The 18702-nt window shown below is 58.6% G+C and carries 20 protein-coding genes; 5 read left to right on the forward strand and 15 right to left on the reverse strand.

Annotation, left to right across the window (positions count from 1 at the left end; genetic code table 11):
* On the forward strand, window positions 1-3193 hold a 3193-nt coding region (gene dnaE / locus EGI20_RS11075; RefSeq protein WP_498631504.1), incomplete at its 5' end, for a DNA polymerase III subunit alpha.
* Between the two features lie 3 nt (window positions 3194-3196).
* Here the strand turns inward: dnaE and EGI20_RS11080 are convergent.
* A complete protein-coding gene (locus tag EGI20_RS11080; protein WP_124736405.1) occupies window positions 3197-3409 on the reverse strand; it encodes a sigma factor-like helix-turn-helix DNA-binding protein in 213 nt (70 codons plus the stop codon).
* An 85-nt stretch (window positions 3410-3494) separates the two neighbouring features.
* Between EGI20_RS11080 and EGI20_RS11085 the strand changes: the two genes are divergently transcribed.
* Window positions 3495-4406 (forward strand): 2-hydroxyacid dehydrogenase, encoded by a 912-nt coding sequence (locus EGI20_RS11085; protein WP_498631505.1) that lies wholly within the window; start codon window positions 3495-3497, stop codon window positions 4404-4406.
* 117 nt (window positions 4407-4523) lie between these two features.
* On the opposite strand, the gene infA is transcribed toward EGI20_RS11085, so the two are convergent.
* From infA to EGI20_RS11115, 6 genes are all read right to left on the reverse strand, one after another.
* Complete coding sequence (infA, locus tag EGI20_RS11090) at window positions 4524-4781, reverse strand: translation initiation factor IF-1 (protein WP_124736406.1); 258 nt, start codon at window positions 4779-4781, stop codon at window positions 4524-4526.
* 306 nt (window positions 4782-5087) lie between these two features.
* Window positions 5088-5894 carry a CHAD domain-containing protein gene (locus EGI20_RS11095; RefSeq protein ID WP_498631506.1) on the reverse strand — a complete coding sequence of 269 codons (807 nt, stop codon included), beginning with the start codon at window positions 5892-5894 and terminating at the stop codon, window positions 5088-5090.
* Between the two features lie 96 nt (window positions 5895-5990).
* Window positions 5991-6800, reverse strand: coding sequence for a MetQ/NlpA family ABC transporter substrate-binding protein (locus EGI20_RS11100; protein WP_498631507.1), 810 nt, complete (start codon window positions 6798-6800; stop codon window positions 5991-5993).
* Window positions 6801-6836: 36 nt separating this feature from the next.
* On the reverse strand, window positions 6837-7523 hold the full coding sequence (locus tag EGI20_RS11105) for a methionine ABC transporter permease (RefSeq protein ID WP_124736409.1): 687 nt from the start codon (window positions 7521-7523) through the stop codon (window positions 6837-6839).
* Window positions 7523-8260 (reverse strand): methionine ABC transporter ATP-binding protein, encoded by a 738-nt coding sequence (locus EGI20_RS11110; protein WP_498631508.1) that lies wholly within the window; start codon window positions 8258-8260, stop codon window positions 7523-7525. The genes EGI20_RS11105 and EGI20_RS11110 overlap by 1 nt, the downstream gene beginning before the upstream one ends.
* A 225-nt stretch (window positions 8261-8485) precedes the next feature.
* Window positions 8486-9235: an endonuclease/exonuclease/phosphatase family protein gene (locus tag EGI20_RS11115; protein WP_498631509.1), complete on the reverse strand. Its 750-nt coding sequence runs from the start codon at window positions 9233-9235 to the stop codon at window positions 8486-8488.
* A gap of 219 nt (window positions 9236-9454) precedes the next feature.
* Between EGI20_RS11115 and EGI20_RS11120 the strand changes: the two genes are divergently transcribed.
* Window positions 9455-9706, forward strand: a complete 252-nt coding sequence (locus EGI20_RS11120; protein WP_498631510.1) for a hypothetical protein — start codon at window positions 9455-9457, stop codon at window positions 9704-9706.
* Window positions 9707-9716: 10 nt separating this feature from the next.
* Here the strand turns inward: EGI20_RS11120 and kch are convergent, their stop codons facing one another.
* From kch to EGI20_RS11160, 8 genes are all read right to left on the reverse strand, one after another.
* Entirely contained in the window at window positions 9717-10898 is a 1182-nt protein-coding gene (kch, locus tag EGI20_RS11125; protein WP_498631511.1) for a voltage-gated potassium channel protein, read from the reverse strand.
* Between the two features lie 18 nt (window positions 10899-10916).
* Window positions 10917-11369 (reverse strand): dihydroneopterin triphosphate diphosphatase, encoded by a 453-nt coding sequence (gene nudB, locus EGI20_RS11130; protein ID WP_498631512.1) that lies wholly within the window; start codon window positions 11367-11369, stop codon window positions 10917-10919.
* Window positions 11370-11975 (reverse strand): response regulator transcription factor, encoded by a 606-nt coding sequence (locus EGI20_RS11135; RefSeq protein WP_498631513.1) that lies wholly within the window; start codon window positions 11973-11975, stop codon window positions 11370-11372.
* 14 nt (window positions 11976-11989) lie between these two features.
* Window positions 11990-13264: a mechanosensitive ion channel family protein gene (locus EGI20_RS11140; RefSeq protein ID WP_498631514.1), complete on the reverse strand. Its 1275-nt coding sequence runs from the start codon at window positions 13262-13264 to the stop codon at window positions 11990-11992.
* 71 nt (window positions 13265-13335) lie between these two features.
* Window positions 13336-14013, reverse strand: a complete 678-nt coding sequence (lolD, locus tag EGI20_RS11145; protein WP_498631515.1) for a lipoprotein-releasing ABC transporter ATP-binding protein LolD — start codon at window positions 14011-14013, stop codon at window positions 13336-13338.
* A complete protein-coding gene (locus EGI20_RS11150; protein WP_498631516.1) occupies window positions 14006-15250 on the reverse strand; it encodes a lipoprotein-releasing ABC transporter permease subunit in 1245 nt (414 codons plus the stop codon). The genes lolD and EGI20_RS11150 overlap by 8 nt, the downstream gene beginning before the upstream one ends.
* An 18-nt stretch (window positions 15251-15268) precedes the next feature.
* A complete protein-coding gene (locus tag EGI20_RS11155) occupies window positions 15269-15481 on the reverse strand; it encodes a hypothetical protein (protein ID WP_124736427.1) in 213 nt (70 codons plus the stop codon).
* A gap of 63 nt (window positions 15482-15544) precedes the next feature.
* Entirely contained in the window at window positions 15545-16300 is a 756-nt protein-coding gene (locus EGI20_RS11160) for a C40 family peptidase (protein WP_498631517.1), read from the reverse strand.
* A gap of 132 nt (window positions 16301-16432) precedes the next feature.
* Here EGI20_RS11160 and EGI20_RS11165 point away from each other — a divergent pair, with 132 nt between their 5' ends.
* Both EGI20_RS11165 and EGI20_RS11170 read left to right on the forward strand, forming a co-directional pair.
* Window positions 16433-18091, forward strand: coding sequence for an ABC1 kinase family protein (locus tag EGI20_RS11165; RefSeq protein ID WP_498631518.1), 1659 nt, complete (start codon window positions 16433-16435; stop codon window positions 18089-18091).
* The coding region (locus tag EGI20_RS11170) for a hypothetical protein (RefSeq protein WP_498631519.1) at window positions 18091-18702 on the forward strand (612 nt) is incomplete at its 3' end. The genes EGI20_RS11165 and EGI20_RS11170, both read left to right, overlap by 1 nt.

Consider the following 18702-nt stretch of genomic DNA (forward strand, 5'->3'; position numbering starts at 1 on the left):
GATGCTGATCGCCAAGAACCGCGCCGGCTACGGCCGCCTGTGCGAACTCTTGGCTGCGGCCTTTACCGGCAACCAGGTGCGCGGACGCGCCGAGATCAAGCGCGAGTGGCTGGAAGACGGCGACAATAGTCAGCTGATTTGCCTGTCCGGCGCGCAACTGGGCGATATCGGCGTCTCGCTAAGCAATGGCAACCCGGAAGAAGCACTGGCACGGGCACAAAGCTGGGCGCGCCTGTTTCCCGACAGCTTCTATCTGGAAATCCAGCGCGTGGACAACCCGCAGGTCGAGGCCATCGTGCAGGCTACCTTGCGTCTGGCCGGTGAAGCGGGCCTGCCGGTGGTGGCCACCCACCCCATCCAGTTTATGGATGCGGACGACTATATGGCGCACGAGGCGCGGGTGTGTATCGCCGAAGGCTTTACCCTGTCCGACAAGCGCCGGCAAAAGAAATTTGCCGACTGCCAGTACTTCCTTAGCAGCGCGCAAATGCTGGAACGCTTCGCCGATGTACCCGAGGCGCTGCAAAACTCGGTCGAAATCGCCAAGCGCTGTAATTTCACCGTCGAGCTGGGCACCAACTACCTGCCGGACTTCCCGACACCGGACGGCATGAGTCTGGACGACTTTATGGTGCAGGAGGCGAAAAAAGGTCTGGAAGAGCGGCTGATCGAGCTGTATCCGCAAGCCGAGGAGCGCGAGAACCAGCGTGCACGCTACGTTGACCGCCTCAAGTTCGAGACCGACACCATCATCCAGATGGGGTTTCCCGGCTACTTTTTGATCGTGGCAGACTTTATCAACTGGGCCAAGCATAACGGCTGCCCGGTGGGGCCAGGCCGCGGCTCGGGTGCAGGTTCCCTGGTTGCCTACAGCCTGAAGATTACCGATATCGACCCGCTGGAATATGCACTGCTGTTCGAGCGCTTCCTTAACCCGGAACGGGTTTCCATGCCCGACTTCGACGTCGACTTCTGCCAGGACAACCGCTACCGCGTCATCGAATACGTGCGCCAGACCTATGGCCAGGAGGCGGTGTCGCAGATTGCCACCTTCGGCACCATGGCGGCCAAGGCGGTGATCCGTGATGTGGGGCGCGTGCTCGACCTGCCATATATGTTCTGTGACCAGCTGTCCAAGCTGATTCCGGCCGCACCGGGCAAACAGTACTCGCTGGACGATGCGGTCGCGATGGAGCCGGTACTGAAAGAGCGGCTGGAAAACGAGGAAGAAGTCGCCCAACTATGGGTGCTGGCCAAGAAGCTGGAGGGTCTGACCCGCGGCATCGGCATGCACGCGGGCGGCGTTCTGATCGCACCGGGCAAGCTGACCGATTTCTGCCCGCTGTATCAGGCATCAGGCGAAGACGCAGTCTCGGTATCCATGCTGGACAAGGACGATGTCGAAAAAATCGGTCTGGTGAAGTTCGACTTTCTGGGCCTCAGAAACCTGACCATCATCGATCTGGCTGCACGCTATATCAAGCAACTGGATCCAACCTTCGACACCGACCTGAACCTGCTGGAGTTCACCGACCCGGCGGCCTACCGCATCTTGCAGACCGCCAATACCACCGCCGTGTTCCAGCTGGAATCGGACGGCATGAAGCGCCTGCTGGAGAAGCTCAAGCCCGACCGTTTTGAAGACATCATCGCCGTGCTGGCGCTGTACCGGCCGGGCCCGCTGGGTTCGGGCATGGTGGACGACTTTATCCTGCGTAAAGCCGGCAAGCAGGCGGTGGACTACTTCCATCCTGACCTGACCGCCTGCCTGGACCCGACCTATGGCGTGATCGTGTATCAGGAACAGGTGATGCAGATCTCGCAGATCATCGGCGGCTATACCCTGGGCGGCGCCGACATGCTGCGCCGGGCGATGGGCAAGAAAAAAGCCGAGGAGATGGACAAGCACCGCGGCATCTTCACCGAAGGCGCAGAAAAAAAGGGCTACACCAAGGAACTGGCCACCCATCTGTTTGACCTGATGGCGATGTTTGCCGAATACGGCTTTAACAAATCGCACACCGCCGCCTACGCCGTGGTGTCCTACCAGACGGCGTGGCTCAAGGCGCACCACTGTTCGGCCTTTATGGCAGCAACCATGTCCAGCGAACTGGACAATACCGACCAGCTCAAGATTTTTTACGATGATGCGCTGGCCAACGGCCTCACCTTCCTGCCGCCCGACGTCAACCAGGGCTTCTACCGCTTTGTGCCGACCGACCGCAGCCATATCCGCTATGCGCTGGGTGCGATCAAGGGCACGGGCGAAGCGGCGGTCGAGCACATTATCGCGGTGCGCGAGGCCAGCGGCCCGTTCAAGGATCTGTTCGATTTTTGCAGCCGTACCGACAAACGCATCGTCAACAAACGCACGGTCGAAGCGCTGATACGCGCCGGCGCATTCGATGCACTGGATAGCAACCGCGCCAGACTGTTCGCCAATGTCGCTCTGGCACTGGAAGCGGCCAGTCAGGAAGCGGCCAACGAGGGTCAGGGCGGGCTGTTCGATATGTTCGGCGACGATGTGGTGCCGCCAGTTCCTATGGTGGAGACCCGCGCCTGGACGCCAGCGGTGCAACTGGCCGAAGAAAAACAGGCCATCGGCTACTATCTGTCCGGCCACCCGTTCAAGTCGTATGAAAAAGAGGTGCGCGGCTTTATCAAAACGCCGCTATCCCGTCTGGTGCCGCGCAAGGAGCCGCAGCTACTGGCAGGCTTTGTCACCGGCATCCGCGTCAAGGTGGGCAATCGCGGCAAGATGGCTTTCGTGCAACTGGATGACGGCAGTGCCAAGCTGGAGGTATCGCTGTTTGCCGAAGGCTTTGACGCCAACCGCGACCGCCTGAAAGAAGACACCGTTCTGGTGGTGGAAGGCAAAGTCAGCGAGGACAAGTTCTCCGGCGGCCTGCGCATTATCGCCGAACATGTCTACCAGCTGGGCGAGGCGCGCAGCCGCTATGCGCGCTCGCTGGCTATCCAGCTGGATCACACCGCCGATGTGGGCAAGCTCAGAAGCACCTTGGTCGATTACAAAAGCGAAGAAGCCGGCTGCCCGGTACGCCTGCACTACAACAACGGTCAGGCCAAGGGCGAATTGATGCTGCCGCCGGCATGGGGGGTCAGGCTGGATGATGCGCTGCTGCTGGCGCTAGCCGATACGCTGGGCGAGAGCCGCGCCAAAATCATCTGGTAAGACCTACATCGGCAGGTGCGGCGCCATCACATTGATGGCCTGCACCGCGCGGCGGTAACGGGCATGGGCGCGCGACACGGTGGAGACGGACAAATCCATCTGCCGCGCCGCGCCGCTGCAGGTCATGCCCTCAATCTCGATCAGCCATACCGCCTCGCGCGAGCGCTTTTTCAGCCCGATCAGGTTGGCAACCTGATTAAAGAGTTCCAGTCTCATTGCATGCTCCCTTTTTTTCCAGCATAGTGGCTTGCAAAAAAAACGCATGCATTTGCGTCCGCCAGCCACAGGCAAGGAACCCGCCGTGATTACCGTCTACCACCCTGAACATCAGCAAAGCTATATCGCCGCCCTGTCCCGCCTCTTGCCCGGGCATACCGTCAGCAACCAGAGCGAACCTTGTACACGCTATGCGGTGGTATGGAACCCGCCCGAGGGCTTTTTTAGCGGCCTCTCGGGCGTGCAAGGGGTATTTGCACTGGGCGCGGGGGTCGATCGCCTGCTGGGCCGGCAGGATCTCGCAAGCGACATCCCCATCTACCGACTGACCGATGCCGGCATGGCCGAACAAATGATCGAATATGCACGCTATGGCGTGCTGCACTGGCAGCGCAGCTTCGATTTTTACCGCACACAGCAGCAGGCGCAGCAATGGCAGGTTCAGCCGGACAGGCGCAAGGCCGACACGCGCATCAGTGTCTTGGGGCTGGGTGAAATGGGCGGGCGCGTCGCGGCGGCGCTGGCGGGGGATGGCTATTGCGTCAGCGGCTATAGCCGCAAGATGCGCACCTTAGCCGGCATCAACTGCGTACATGGCGAAGACCAGCTAAACGCCCTCTTGACCCAGACCGATGTGCTGATCAATCTGCTGCCCTCCACTGTGCTGACCCGCGGCCTGCTAAATACTGAACGGTTGGCTCTTCTGCCCGCAGGCAGCGCACTGATTCATGCCGGGCGTGGTGATCAGCTCGATGAAAACGCCCTACTCGCGGCACTTAACAGCGGCGTACTGCGCTTTGCCTTGCTGGACGTATTCGCGCTGGAGCCGCTAGCGGCCGGGCATCCACTATGGCAGCACCCGCGCACCATGATTACGCCACATAGCGCGGCCCAGACCTTGATCGGCGAGGCGGCAGCGCAGATTGCACGGCGCATACAGGCTCTGGAACAAGGGCAAGAAGTGACAGGCAAGGTAGAGCGTAGCCGCGCCTATTGACGGACGGGCAAAGGGTAAAACGAGGATTTCGCACCAACCGGAACGGCGGGCAGCGGGAATACGAAGGGAAGTTCGGGCACGGGGGGCAAAGGCCTGATCCGCGCCCGCAAGTCTTGCTTAGCGGCGGAACGAAGGTGCCGACGACGGGCCGCGTTCTTCCTTGTGACGGAAGCTGATGCGCGCCTTGGTCAGGTCATACGGCGACATTTCAACCGTGACCTTGTCGCCTTCCAGAATGCGGATGCGGAATTTGCGCATTTTACCCGAGGCATATGCCACGACTTCAACGCCATTTTCCAAACGCACTTTAAATCGGGTATCCGGCATGACGTCAACGACGACGCCTTGCAGTTCCAACAGTTCTTCTTTAGCCATAACCTATCTCCGATAGCCCCCCATCTGATGGCGGGCATCCGTGTCTTCAACAATGCTCTGACTGCCCCCTCATTAACACTCCAGCGCCGACCCCTGTTAAGCAAGAGCTGGCGGAGATGTCCGTCAGGATATGCCGAAATCGGCAGTTATTCGTTACGGGAAACGAGGCGAGAATGAGGCGGGCGGAACCCGGATGAGTCCAGGCGAACGCTCTCAGCCAACGGGCAGCACAGCTTTCCTGCGCGCAGTATACCTGATTACGGCAAACAAAACCCTTGCCTTATGGTAAAAGATGCGCCCACGCAGCTACTTGGCTTGCATTACACCCCAAACCTGCCGCCGGATATACCTGCTCAGCACCTTTTGCAAACGCCTCTCCCTCCGCATGATGATACGGCGCCAAGCTTTGGCGAGTACCTCCTCGGCCTGCAGCCGCTGCGCCAGCGCCCCCCAGTCATTCAGTTCGCCAAGCAAACCCTGCACGGATAATAAAATCTTCACCCGCTTGCGGGTACGCCGGTTAAGAAGCGGCGCAAACTGCACGCCCCAACCACGATAGCGCTTGATAGCCAGCCGTGCAGCATGCCAGTGTGCGCGCTTCCCGCTTTTAAGCGCACGCCGCAGCTTGCCTTGCACTTTTTGCCATAAATGCTTGGCCTGCATGCGCGCCAGTTTGCGCAAGCGTCGCCTACCCAGCAGCGCATCCGCGCCAGTAAGAAAAGGCAAAAGCAAGGCCAGTGCCGACACTAAATCAGGCTGCAAGCGCGGCAACAAGCTACTGCGTTCACACTGCAAGGCACGCGCCCAGGCCAGATCCACGTTTAGCGCCAGCGGATGGCGCACCTGCAACAAGGCCAGTCCATCCAGCGCAACTTCAAGCTCGCGCGCCTCGCGACTCAAGCGATAGCTCTGGGCCAAGTGCCGGCGCAGCGTATCGGCCGTCTCGCTGCCGCGAAAAAACAGCAACACGGTGCGCAATGCCCGCAGCGCAAGACGCAAGTCATGCACCGCATCTGCGCGCTGAGCCCCACCCGGCCCTGCCAATGCCTGACAAGCCAGATCAATGCGTGCCGACTGTGTGATGACGGCCCTCGTAAAATATGCTGTGCTCATTCGCAGCTTCCAGACAAACCCAAAGCGCAGCATAGGCGATTTTCAGACACAAAAAACGGCACCTGTTCAGGTGCCGTTGGCTGAATTCGCTCAAGCTTACTTCCAGTTTTGCGGCAGCTTGTAACCCGGATACTGCTTTTGCGCCCACGCCTTGAAGGCAGGAGAGTTGTAGGCGGCGACTACATCCTTGGCCCATGGCTTGGCGGCGTCGGCGCTCTTGACCACACCCCAGTTCACATAGGCGTAGCTCTTTTCCTGGAACACGGCCTCGGTCAGCTTGATGCCGGAGCTGGTGGCGTAGTTGCCATTAATGATGGCAAAGTCCACATCGCCACGGGCGCGTGGCAGCTGTGCTGCTTCCAGCTGGACAATTTTCACCTGTTTGACGTTCTGGGCGATATCGCGCTCGGAAGCGGTCAGCGGATTGATGCCCGGCTTAAGCTTGATCCAGCCCAGGTCGGCCAGCATCACCAGCGCACGGGCGAAGTTGGACGGATCGTTAGGTGCGGCGACCGTGCTGCCTGCCTTCACATCCTTCAGCGCCTTGAGTTTGCCCGGGTAAACGCCCAAAGGTGCGGTCGGCACCTGGAACACCGGCGTCAGGCTCAGCTTGTGCTCTTTGCTGAACGAATCCAGATACGGCTTGTGCTGGAACACGTTTACATCGAGCGAGCCTTCGGCAAGACCCAGATTAGGACGTACATAATCGGTAAACTCGACCAGCTTGACGCTATAGCCCTGCTTTTCCAGCTGCGGCTTGATATTGAGCTTAACCATATCGCCAAAGTCACCCACCGTCGTACCGATCACGATGTTTTTCTTGGCCGGGTCAGCAGCAACTGCCGCGCCGGTAAAGCTCAGGCCAACCGCAACGGCCACCAGTGTTTTGATAAAGCTTGTACGCATCTTGTTTCTCCTTGGTATGGATGCTTGATAAAAGGGTTAACGCTTGTCCAGACGCGCAGCCAGGTAGTTGCCGCCCAGCTGGATAATCTGCACGACCACCACCAGCAGCAGCACCATGGCCAGCATGACTTCACTCTGGAAACGGTAATAGCCGTAGCGGATAGCCAGATCGCCAATACCACCGCCGCCCACGACACCGGCTACGGCGGAATAACTCAGAAAGCTGATGGTCAGGATGGTCAGCGCATTCACCAGGCCGGCACGCGCTTCGCGCAACAAGACCTTAAACACAATCTGCAAGGGGCTCGCCCCCATGGCTTCGGCGGCCTCGACCACACCGCGCGGCACTTCACGCAGCGTCTGTTCGACCAGACGGGCAAAATACGGAATGGCGGCGAACGACAAAGGCACGGCCGCTGCGACCGGGCCTATGGTACTGCCGACGATCAGCCGGGTTAAGGGCACCAGCGAAACCATCAGGATAATGAAAGGAAAAGAGCGCACCAGGTTGACCAACCAGCCCAGCAAGCCGGCGACAAAACGGTTGGCAAGAATCTGCCCCGGCTGCGCCAGATACAGCCACACACCCAAAGGGCCACCCAGCAAGACGGCAGCGGACAAGCCTATGCCCAGCATCAGCGCGGTTTCCAGGCAAGCTTGCCAGATTTCCGGCCCCAGCAGCACCAGATTGCTCCAGGCTTCGGCAAAAGTGATCGCTTCCATTACGCAGCCTCCAGCATATCGCGCGCGGCAGACGACAACGCCTGCACCTCGCCTTGTTTGACATCCATCACTTCGACTACCGACCCGCCGTCAAGCAAGGCCGCGCGCTGGCAGATTGCGCGTACCACGCCCATTTCATGGGTAACCAGCACAATGGTGACGCCAAAACGCACATTAATATCGGCCAGGCACTGCAATACGCTTTGTGTGGTTTTCGGGTCCAGCGCCGAAGTCGGCTCGTCGGCCAGAATCACCTTGGGGCGCGGCGCCAGCGCACGGGCAATCCCTACCCGCTGCTTCTGCCCGCCCGAGAGCTGGGCCGGGTAATGTTCAGCTCGGTCGGTCAGGCCCACGACTTCAAGGCACTCGGCTACACGCAGCGCAATATCGGCGCGGTTCCAGCCGGCAATTTCCAGCGGAAAGGCTACATTTTCCGCGACAGTGCGGTTGGCCAGCAGATTGAACTGCTGAAACACCATACCGATATTTTGCCGTGCACGACGCAGTTCGCGGGCTGACAAGCGGGTCAGATCCTGACCATCCACCAGTACGGCGCCCGCTTCGGGGCGTTCCAGCAAATTGATCAGGCGCAACAAGGTGGATTTACCTGCGCCGGAAAAACCGATCAGGCCGAATATTTCACCCTCGGCAATGGAAAGTGTGGTCGCGCGCACGGCATCAAACCAGCCACCGTCGGGATGGCGAAAGCGCTTGCTCACGTTATTGAGATGTATCATCGAAGTCCCTAGAAATGCAAAAAGCCCGCCACTTGCGGCGAGCTTCAATCATGGAACTTCGGTAGAACTGAAGTGCAGATTGCCAGATGCAATCCGTCCACGCTTTAGCTGTTTTACGCCCGCAAGCTGTATCAAATCGGCGATGTATCTGGAGCAAAATCTACCAGCCACTACCCGCATCCGTCAAGGGGTGGATACAAAATATTATCTTCCGAAGGTGTTGTTTTATAGCGGGAGCAATTGTGCGCTGAGCGGCAAGTGGTCGGACAACTTGGCCCAGGGCAAGCCGCGATGAACTTCGGCCGAGACCGGCCGAAGGCCACGCACATAGATGCGGTCCAGCGCCAGCATGGGCATGCGCGCCGGAAAGCTTCTGGCGCACTCGCCGTTAAGCAAACGAAACACCTCATTCAAACCGGCACGCTCGCGCAGGATGGCACTGGCCTCGTCACGCCAGTCATTGAAGTCACCAGCCAGAATCAGCATGGCGTCAGGTGGTACATTGCTGTCGATATAACGCGATAGCGCCTCGAATTGCTTGCGCCGGTCGCGCGCCAGCAAATTAAGGTGGGCGCACAAAGTCACCACCGGCTGCGCCCAGCCCTGCGGTTGCAACATGCAATGCAAGATGCCGCGGCTCTCCAGTCTATTGACGCTGATATCAAGATTGCACCACTCGGTTACCGGAAAGCGCGACAACAGGGCATTGCCGTGATGGCCATGATCATAGGCGGCATTCAAGCCATAAGTGACCTTGCTGCCCAGATGGCGTGCCAGATAATGATGTTGCGGCAAGCTGGGCCAGTTAGGGTGACGCAGGGCACGCAAGGTATTGCGCCCCTGCACTTCCTGTAAAAAAACCACATCGGACGATAGCGTATCCAGCGCCCGCGCCATCGCCGGCACCGTCACTTTGCGGTTAAGCGGCGACATGCCTTTGTGGATGTTATAGGTTGCAACGGATAGCGGTTTCATCGCACTAGACTCAGGCTAAATACCACGGTGCGTTGAATACGCCCCGACCATCAGATAAACGGCACCATGCACGCTTGTGCTTATTATGACCCTAGGACTTGGACAGGGATAGCAAAGATCCTAGCCATCACCAAGACAGTTTGCATCTTAGCCCTACGCCCGATAGGATATTTGTTTAAAGCACCATCAACGACACTCGACTTAGCAGGAGATGACAGCATGGGTACTGCACGCCAATGGGTATGGGATCATAGCCAGGATACGTTTAAACCCTATGGTGGCGATATGCCGTACAGCATCGAAGATCTGGAAGAGCAGACTTTGCAAGGTGGCGTCTTTGTCCACCTGGATGAGCGCGGCCGGCACTGGTTTATCAGCGAGGGCGACTCCAGCCGCTGGCATGATGGTGAAGAGCTGAACATGGGGGGAGAGTGTTACGACAAGGCACGTCTGGCCACGATCACAGGCTAGACGCGCAAGTTCAATCGCTTAACTTGGCCGGATTGCCCTGCAGCAACAAGTCGGTAATGGTGTCCTTGTCCATGGTTTCACCATTAAGCAGACGCGCCAGAATCTCGCTCCCCAGCAACTGGGGAGCAATCAGCACATCCGGCTGGCACCGCTTGATTTTTTCCAGATGACGGTTGTCGTTGAGTAGCACAACCGTACGCACATCGCTGGCCAGATCCTTCATCGCCAGCACTACAAATGCATTATCGGCATCATCCGCCCCCAGCGCCAGCACCGAGCGCGCCAACTGCGCGCCCGCCTCTTTAAGGACCCCGGTATCAGAAGTTTCCCCGACCACGATATCCGCATCATCAGGCAGACTATGCTGCTGCGCACTCTCGGGAGATAACAGCACTGTCACTTTAAGCCCGCGCTGGCTCAAACTCTCGTACAGATTATGTGCCAATGGTGATGCACCGACGATCAGAAAATGACCGGAGCGTTTCATTTTACGTCCCTTCCCCTTGATAATGCGTTGCATGCTTGAGTTCAACATGGGACCAACCAATGTACTCAAAGCCGTTGCAAATACGGTAATACCCAGGATGATGATGGAAAGTGTAAACAGCCGTGCGGCGTCGGTGTGCGGGACAATATCGCCATAACCGACCGTCGTCATGGTTACCAGACTGAAATACAGCGCAGTCATCGGGTTCAGAATGGGCGGGATAAAATCCGCTCCCAACGATAATGAACCCACCATGGCATAGCACAGCAAAGCACTGACAATCAGCAAGGTCACCAAGGCCCCGGCAACGACACTAGACCCCTGAAAACTGTCGCGAAACAACAAAAGCAACAACACTAAGGCCCACGACAAAGCAAGCGCACTATGCTGCACCAGCCCGGAGCGCCACAACAGCGGCGTCACCAGCAGCACCAGCATCAAGGCGAAGAACCACGCAGCCCGGGCACGCAATAGCAAGCCTATCGCCATCAGTACCAAACCGCTGACCAGCAACAGGCGCGGCAGCATGAACCAGCTGAACTCGGCCAGTATGGCCGACTCGGCATGCCAGAAATTGCCGGGCAAGGTTCTGGGCAACTCAGTCACCAAGGGATAACCCAGCAGCAGTGCTTCGATGAGCAACAACAACGCCAGCGGCACCTGTGGCAGCAGCTTGCGCCATTGATGCAAACGGGTAACGGCCATGATGACTTCCAATGAAATTCAGGACAAAGACGACAGCCGACGGCCCAATTCCCGGATAGCTACCGCATTGGAAGGAGAAAATACGCGCTGTGCCGCCTCTTGCCAGTCTAGCCAGACATACGCGGTATGCTCGCGAGCATTGAGCCGGGGCGTCGATTCTTCGGACAACTCGAAGGCAAAGACATGTTCGGTATTGTGCGTCACCCCCTCGGGATAACGGTGGCGCCAGTGCGGATAGATTTCATAGACCGAGCTTTGCACCCAGTCATGCATAACACCGTCAGCAGCGGAAAAACCGGTTTCCTCTCCCAGTTCGCGCCAGGCGGTAGCAAGCAGTGCTTCCTGCCCTTCCCGGCTGCCGGTTACCGACTGCCAAAAGCCGGGCTTATCGGCGCGCTCGATCAACAACACCCGGCCTTGGGCGGTATACAACAACACCAGCACCGAGACGGGCTGCTTATTGCCGGCCATTCAAGCCTGCCTTTCTGCCAGACGGCTGGCTAGCTCGACCGCCGACTTCACGCCCATTTTGTCGAATACGCGTGCACGGTGGACTTCGACCGTCTTCATGCTGATCGCCAGCTCATCGGCTATCTGTTTGTTCAGCTTGCCCATCAGCACCAGCTTCATCACTTCGCGTTCGCGCTCGGTCAATGAAGCCAGTGTCGCTTCGATATGCAGTTTGCCGTAATAGTGTTTACGCTGCGTCTCATCCCGCGCCAGACACTGCTGCAATAAAGCAATCAGATGCTCGTCGTCAAACGGCTTTTCCAGAAAGTCGACTGCGCCCAGCTTAAGTGCGGCAACCGCATGCGGCACATCGCCATGCGCCGTCAGCATAATGACTGGCGGGCAATAAGGTGCCAGCGCCAGACGTTCCAGCAAAACCAGACCACTCATGCCACCCAGACGCAAATCGACAATCAGGCAGTGAAAGCGTGCAGGGTCCCCGCTTTGCAGCAAGGCCTCGGCGCTCTCAAAAGGACTGACGGCAAAAGGCTGACCGTCCAGCAGCCAGAGCAGCGCATCGCGCACTGCCTTGTCATCATCAACAATGGCCAGCTCTTTTGCACTCATACCACCCTCGCGTTTCAGGCTTCGTCTTTAAGAATACGGATCTCGCGCTGCGGGAACGGAATCTGGATTCCGTTTTCCTGGAATTTGCGCCAGATCGCCAGATTGATCTCCGACTTGAGCCCCAGGAAGCCGTTTTCCGGATCGGAAACCCAGATGCCCAGCGACAGATTGATACTGGAATCGGCAAATTCGAGCACAAAAGCAGACGGGCCCGGCTCCTTGAGCACGCGCGGATGGTCGGCGGCTTCGCGCAATAGGCGCAGCGCCAGATCCAGATCCGTACCATAAGCCACGCCGATAGGCAGGCTGGTCCAGATCGCCTTGTCAGAGTACGAGGTATTGATCACGGTACTGCTGATCAGCACCTCGTTCGGCACCAGTGCTTCCGAGCCATCAGCACTCTTGAGGACGATAAAGCGCGACGTGATCTTGGTCACGACCCCCAGACGCCCTTCGACCTCCAGACGGTCGCCGATACGAATGGAGCGGTCCAGCAAAATAATGAAGCCCGACACATAGTTGGAGGCAATTTTCTGCAAGCCAAAACCAAGACCGACACCAAGTGCACCACCGAAGACCGACAAGACAGTCAGATCAATACCGACCACCGGCAGTGCAATCAGCACCGCCGCCATCAGCAAGGCTGTGCGGGCAATCTTGGAAAACACGATGCGCAGCGACAGGTCGAGGTCTTTCAGGCGCATCAGACGCGACTCGATCGCACGGCTGACCCACAAGGCGCCGATCACGATGACGGACACCCACAGGATGGCGTTGATAATCATCAACAGGTCAAGCCGGGTCTTGCCCACGGTAAAGGCAATCGACTGCATCCACTCGATCACGAAGGCATCGATACCGGTCGCCCAGGCTGCATACAGCAGCCACAGCACCATGGCCATGAAGTGCTCGCTGCCGCTTTCAAAGCGGCCACGCGGCAAGGCTTGGCGCAAGACCGCACTGATGACGCGTATCACCGACAGCCAGAACATCAGCGTCGCCATGGTGGCCAACACCTTGGCCGGGCTGTCAGCCAGCAACTTCCAGCCGAAAATGCTGATAACCAGCAACAGCATGGCCCCCAGAGGCATGGCCAGACGCAGACCCATGTAAGAGACAAAACGCTCCGAGCGTTCGGGATGGCTGCGGTAAAAACGGCGGTAAACATAGCCGGACATTAACCAGGCGATCACCCCGCACGCCAAGCCAACGGCCAGCTGGGTCATGCCCGCGCCGGTCTGCAAAATGGCGGAGAGGGAATCAAAGATCAGTTCATCACGTTGCAACAAAAAACATACTCCGGGTAAAAATTAAAAACTCGCACCGACACGCAGCTCACGCGCAGCACACATACAACAGATCATCCTTCCGACAAGCCCTGACCATCCAGATGCAGCACGCGGCCGGTATGCGCGGCAAGCTCGGTGTCGTGGGTCACGATCACCAGGCTGGTCCCCAGATCCGCATTCAGCGACAGCATCAGATCAAACACTACGCGAGCATTGGCGCGATCAAGGTTACCGGTCGGCTCGTCGGCCAGCACACAGGCCGGGCGTGTGACCAGCGCGCGCGCAATGGCTGCACGCTGGCGCTCCCCACCGGAGAGTTCGCCCGGCTTGTGCCCAAGCCGGCTGCCCAAGCCCACCTTGGCCAGCATTTCGCTGGCCGCCGCCACCGCCTGCGCCCGTGGCTCGCGCCGGATCAATAGCGGCATCATCACGTTTTCCAGCGCAGTAAACTCGGGCAGCAGATGGTGAAACTGGTACACAAAGCCCAGCTTCTGGTTACGCAATTGGCCGCGTGCAGCCTCGGACAAGTCTGACAAGCGCTCGCCAGCCACACTGACCTCGCCCCGGGTCGGCGTATCCAGACCGCCCAACAAATGCAGCAGAGTGCTTTTGCCGGAGCCTGAAGCACCAACAATAGCCAGACGCTCGCCTACCGCCACATTGAGGTTAATGCCGGACAAAACCTCCACATTCAGCCCGCCCTCGTCGTATACCTTGGCCAGATTGACCGCTTCAATCACATTACTCATAACGCAGGGCCTCGGCAGGCTGGGTGCGCGCGGCGCGCCAGCTTGGATACAGGGTCGCCAGCAAGGACAGCACTAGCGAAATCACGGCGATGGTGCCCACATCGGTCAGTTGCACATCGGACGGCAGATAGTCGATCAGATAGACCTCGCTGGAGAGCAGCTTGACGCCCAGCAAACGTTCGATAAACGGCATGATGACATCAAGGTTCCAGGCCACCGCCAGCCCCGCCGCGACACCGGATAAAGTGCCCAGCACACCGGCGACTGCACCCTGAATCATGAAAATCTTCATAATGCTGGCCGGACTTGCACCCAAGGTGCGCAAGATGGCGATATCGGCTTGCTTGTCGGTTACCACCATCACCAGCGTCGACACCAGATTGAATGCTGCCACCGCCACAATCAGCGTCAGGATGATGAACATCATGCGCTTTTCTATCTGCACGGCCCGGAAGTAGTTGGCATTCATGTCGCTCCAGTCCGAGACCCAGGCTTCCGGCAGCTTCTGCTGTAGGTCACGCTTCACCAGCGGTGCCTGAAACAGGTCGGCCAGCTTCAGGCGCACCCCCGAGACATTGTCGCCCATGCGAAACAGCGTCTGCGCATCCTTCATGTCTATCATGGCGAAGCCCGAGTCGTACTCGTACATATCGACCTTGAACAAACCCTTGATGGTGAACTGCTTCAGGCGCGGCATCATGCCCGCCGGCGTCACATTGCCCTGCGGCGTAATCAGCGTCACCTTGTCCCCGACTCCGACCCCCAGTTGGCGGGCAAGCTCGGTACCCAATAGCACGCCGAATTCGCCCGGCTTAAGATCGGTCAGTTGCCCCTTGACCATATGCTTGCCTACATCGACGACCTTATCCTCGGCTTTAGGTTCGATGCCGCGCACCATCACGCCACGCACCGCACCGCCATAAGACAGCAGACCCTGCGCCGACACAAACGGTGCCACCGCATGTACCCCCGGTTCGGCGCCGGCAACTTTCGCCACCTGCTGCCAGTCAGCCATGCCACCTTGCATGGCCGACACCTCCACATGGGAGGCCACGCCCAGAATGCGGGTACGGATTTCTTTCTGAAAGCCGTTCATCACCGACAGCACAATAATCAGCGCCGCCACGCCCAGCGCAATGCCTATCATGGAAGCCAGCGAAATAAAGGAAATAAATCCGTTACGGCGCCGGGCGCGCAAATAACGTAAACCGATCAGGGCTTCGAAAGGCCATTGCATCGGGGTGCACCTCTAAAGTCAGGATGTGTAGGGATTGTCCAGCGCTTGCATCAGGCTGACCAGGTAGGCCTTGATCTGCGCCTCATCACACCCCATCAGGATGGCATCCTCATAGGCGTCCTGCGCCATTTGCGCGAGTTCTTCCAGATTTTCGCGCATGACCTTGATTTTCTCGACGCAAGCGAGGGTATTCCCCTCGGCATCACGCCATACCGGCATATCCAGTTGCATGGGTGTCCCCCATAAAGGCAGATGCCCGCCTAAGCGGGCATCGTACGGTTGATCTTGAGGCGCCTAGCTGCTTTTCTTCTGACGGCTTGTCTTTTTGGCCGGTGCTTTTTTAGCGCTCGCCTGTTTTTTAGTGCTGCTAGCTTTGCTGCTTTTGGCACTGGCACGGGTCGATGTCCGGCTTTTTACGCTACTTTTTTGCGCCGTACTTTTCTTGCCAGCTGCAACCTTGTTACGGCTGTTCGCCTTACTTTTGCTCGTGCCACGCGCAACGGGTGCGACAGCTTCACTGCTACGTGCCGGACGTTCGGCCACGGCGGCGGCTTCCAGCTGCACCGGCTGACCACGCTGCACGCGACGGGCGCCATTATACCGGCTAACCCAGTAGCTGCCGGTCATATTGGAAACTTCAATATTCTTGCCGCTACGCGGCGCATGGATAAACTTGTTGCCACCCAGATAAATACCGGCGTGGGAGTTGCGAAAGCCACGGGTATTGAAAAAAACCAGATCGCCCGCCGCCAGCTCGTTACGCTCCACCGCTCGGCCGGCGCGCGCCATTTCGGCTGCCGTGCGCGGCAGATTAACCTTGAGCGACTTTTCAAACACGTATTTGATGAAACCACTGCAATCCAGCCCCGATGCCGGCGAGTTGCCGCCAAAGCGGTAAGCCACGCCAATCAGGCTCATCGCCTGCAGCAATAAGTCACCCACGGCCTCTTCGCCCGGTGAGCTAGCAAAGCGGGCAATAGGGTCGGACTGTTCTTCGGTTGTTGCGAATCCCTTGACTTGCGCCTCCGGCGCCGCATAAGCAAAAGTCATGAAAAATGCAAAAAACAGAGCTGGCAAGAATAAAGGCAATTTCATACACTGCACTCTATCGAACGTGACCTGCAGTGTAAAGTCGAAGTCCTAAACATCTGGATAGCCATGTTAAGAGAAACGCTGGTTGCCATGCGCGACCTCCCCCGCCTGCGCGAAATCAGTGCGATTCTGGTGCGCCATGGACTGGGGCGCTTTGCCGAACGCCTGGGCCTGCCCAGCGCCATGGCGCAGATGGCCAAGTTGCTGCGACACGAGACCACGGAAACCGTGACGGCCATTCCGACACCGGTACGCCTGCGCCTCGCTTTTGAAGAACTGGGACCGACCTTTATCAAGCTCGGACAGATACTTTCCACCCGCGTCGATGTGTTTCCACCCGAGTGGATTGCCGAATTCGAAAAACTGCAAAACCGCGTCCCTCCCATCCCCGCCTTGCAAGTAGCCCCGCTGATCAGCAAGGCACTGGGCCGCCCGCTGGACGAGGTCTTCGACGCGTTCGAAGCCCAGCCCATAGGCGCAGCCTCCATCGCTCAGGTGCACCGCGCCCGCCTGAAAAATGGCACACCGGTGGCCATCAAGCTGCGGCGCCCCGCCATTGTCGCCAAGGTCGAAGCCGATCTGCGCATCCTCGACCATATTGCCTACCTGATCGAGATGGAGTTCCCCGAGACGCGCCACTACCATGCGCGCGAAATTGTCGCCCAGTTCGCCCGCTCGCTTAAGCGCGAGCTGGATCTGGCGGCAGAAGGACGCGGCATGGACCGTTTCGCCCGCGACTTCAAGGACGACCCGCATGTAGTGGTGCCCAAGGTGTACTGGGATTTCAGCAATAGCGAAATCAATGTGCAGGACTATATCGAGGGCATTCCGGGCGGGCGGCTCGACCTTTTGCCTGAGGCGGGGCTGGATGCCGGCCTGCTGGCGCGGCGCGGCGCTGACGCCGTACTGAAGATGATCTTGATCAACGGCTTTTTCCACGCCGACCCGCACCCGGGCAATGTGTTCTACCTGCCGGACAACCGCATTGCCTTTATCGATTTCGGCATGGTCGGGCGCCTGTCGCATGTCAGGCGCGACGAGATTGTCGATTTGCTATCAGCGCTGGCACGGCGCGACGAACGTGCCATGGCCGAGGCTCTGATCGAATGGACCGGGCGCAATCCGGTGGATGAACAACGCTTTGCCTATGATGTGTCCGAGCTGATGTTCCAGTACGAACATGTGCCGCTGGGCCAGCTGAATATCAGCCAGCTGATCAACGACATCATGGCGCTGATTCGCGATCACGGCATTGTCTTGCCACCCGACCTAGCAATGCTGTTCAAGGCGCTGGTCACGCTGGAAGGGCTGGGGCGGCAGCTAGACCCCGAGTTTTATCTGGTCGACCAGCTCACCCCTTTTGTGCGCGACCTCATCAAGGCGCGCTATCACCCCAAAGCCATCGCCCGCAAAGGCAAGCAAAGCCTGCTGGACGGCATTACCATGCTGTCAGGCCTGCCGCACGATATGGTGCGCATGGCGCGCGATATACGTCAGGGCAAGTTCCGCATTAATCTGGATCTGGCAAGGCTGGACAGTTTCGGCCGCCAGATAGACAAAAGCGCCAACCGCCTGACCATGGGCATTGTCACCGGCTGCCTGATCATAGGCTCCAGCATCGTCATGACGGTCAATGCCGGCCCCATGCTGTTCGGCCTGCCACTATTCGGCTTTCTGGGCTTTATGGTGGCCATGCTCAACAGCCTGTGGCTCATTTTTTCCATCTGGCGCGCCGGCAAGGAGTACTGATGAAAGCCGTACTGCATGCATTCTTGCTGCTGCTCACCCTGCCTGCCCATGCCTTGCAGGTGCTGACGCTTGACTGGGCTAATGCAGGCGAAGTCGCAGCGGCACTACGCCCGACGCTGCAGCCGGGCGAATCGCTATCGGCCTTTGAAGGCAAGCTGATCATCAATGCCAGTGTGCAGCGCGAGCAGGTACTGGCACAGGCGGCGCGCGAACTGGACACCCAGCCTGCCATGCTGGACATTGAAGTGGCGCAGGACAAATCGGCGCAAAGCAGCCGCAGCGAGATCAATCTGGGCAACGGCACTTCCAGCAATAATGGCTGGTCGGTCAATAGCGGCAGCCGCCAAAACAGCATACTGCAAAGCTTAAGCCTGCTCTCGGGCAAAAGCGGCAGCATCAGTCTGGGGGTCGAGCGGCCGCTACCGTGGCGGTTTAACGGACAGGGCAGCCAGAGCGCCATCAGCGGCTTTCAGGTCACACCAAGGCTGAACGGGCAGCAGGTGCTGCTGGATATTTCGGTCAGCGATGAGACATTAGGCAATGGAATGAGCGTACGCAAACAATCACTGATCACCACCTTGAGCACGCCTTTAGGTCGCTGGGTGAGCTTA

It is taken from the genome of Aquitalea sp. S1-19 (genome assembly GCF_024343515.1).

Coding starts and splice junctions, on each gene's coding strand:
- EGI20_RS11080 (WP_124736405.1), bottom strand. CDS start 3,409: ATGAGACTGGAACTCTTTAATCAGGTTGCCAACCTGATCGGGCTGAAA.
- infA (WP_124736406.1), bottom strand. CDS start 4,781: ATGGCTAAAGAAGAACTGTTGGAACTGCAAGGCGTCGTCGTTGACGTC.
- EGI20_RS11095 (WP_498631506.1), bottom strand. CDS start 5,894: ATGAGCACAGCATATTTTACGAGGGCCGTCATCACACAGTCGGCACGC.
- EGI20_RS11100 (WP_498631507.1), bottom strand. CDS start 6,800: ATGCGTACAAGCTTTATCAAAACACTGGTGGCCGTTGCGGTTGGCCTG.
- EGI20_RS11105 (WP_124736409.1), bottom strand. CDS start 7,523: ATGGAAGCGATCACTTTTGCCGAAGCCTGGAGCAATCTGGTGCTGCTG.
- EGI20_RS11110 (WP_498631508.1), bottom strand. CDS start 8,260: ATGATACATCTCAATAACGTGAGCAAGCGCTTTCGCCATCCCGACGGT.
- EGI20_RS11115 (WP_498631509.1), bottom strand. CDS start 9,235: ATGAAACCGCTATCCGTTGCAACCTATAACATCCACAAAGGCATGTCG.
- EGI20_RS11120 (WP_498631510.1), top strand. CDS start 9,455: ATGGGTACTGCACGCCAATGGGTATGGGATCATAGCCAGGATACGTTT.
- kch (WP_498631511.1), bottom strand. CDS start 10,898: ATGGCCGTTACCCGTTTGCATCAATGGCGCAAGCTGCTGCCACAGGTG.
- nudB (WP_498631512.1), bottom strand. CDS start 11,369: ATGGCCGGCAATAAGCAGCCCGTCTCGGTGCTGGTGTTGTTGTATACC.
- EGI20_RS11135 (WP_498631513.1), bottom strand. CDS start 11,975: ATGAGTGCAAAAGAGCTGGCCATTGTTGATGATGACAAGGCAGTGCGC.
- lolD (WP_498631515.1), bottom strand. CDS start 14,013: ATGAGTAATGTGATTGAAGCGGTCAATCTGGCCAAGGTATACGACGAG.
- EGI20_RS11150 (WP_498631516.1), bottom strand. CDS start 15,250: ATGCAATGGCCTTTCGAAGCCCTGATCGGTTTACGTTATTTGCGCGCC.
- EGI20_RS11155 (WP_124736427.1), bottom strand. CDS start 15,481: ATGCAACTGGATATGCCGGTATGGCGTGATGCCGAGGGGAATACCCTC.
- EGI20_RS11160 (WP_498631517.1), bottom strand. CDS start 16,300: ATGACTTTTGCTTATGCGGCGCCGGAGGCGCAAGTCAAGGGATTCGCA.
- EGI20_RS11165 (WP_498631518.1), top strand. CDS start 16,433: ATGCGCGACCTCCCCCGCCTGCGCGAAATCAGTGCGATTCTGGTGCGC.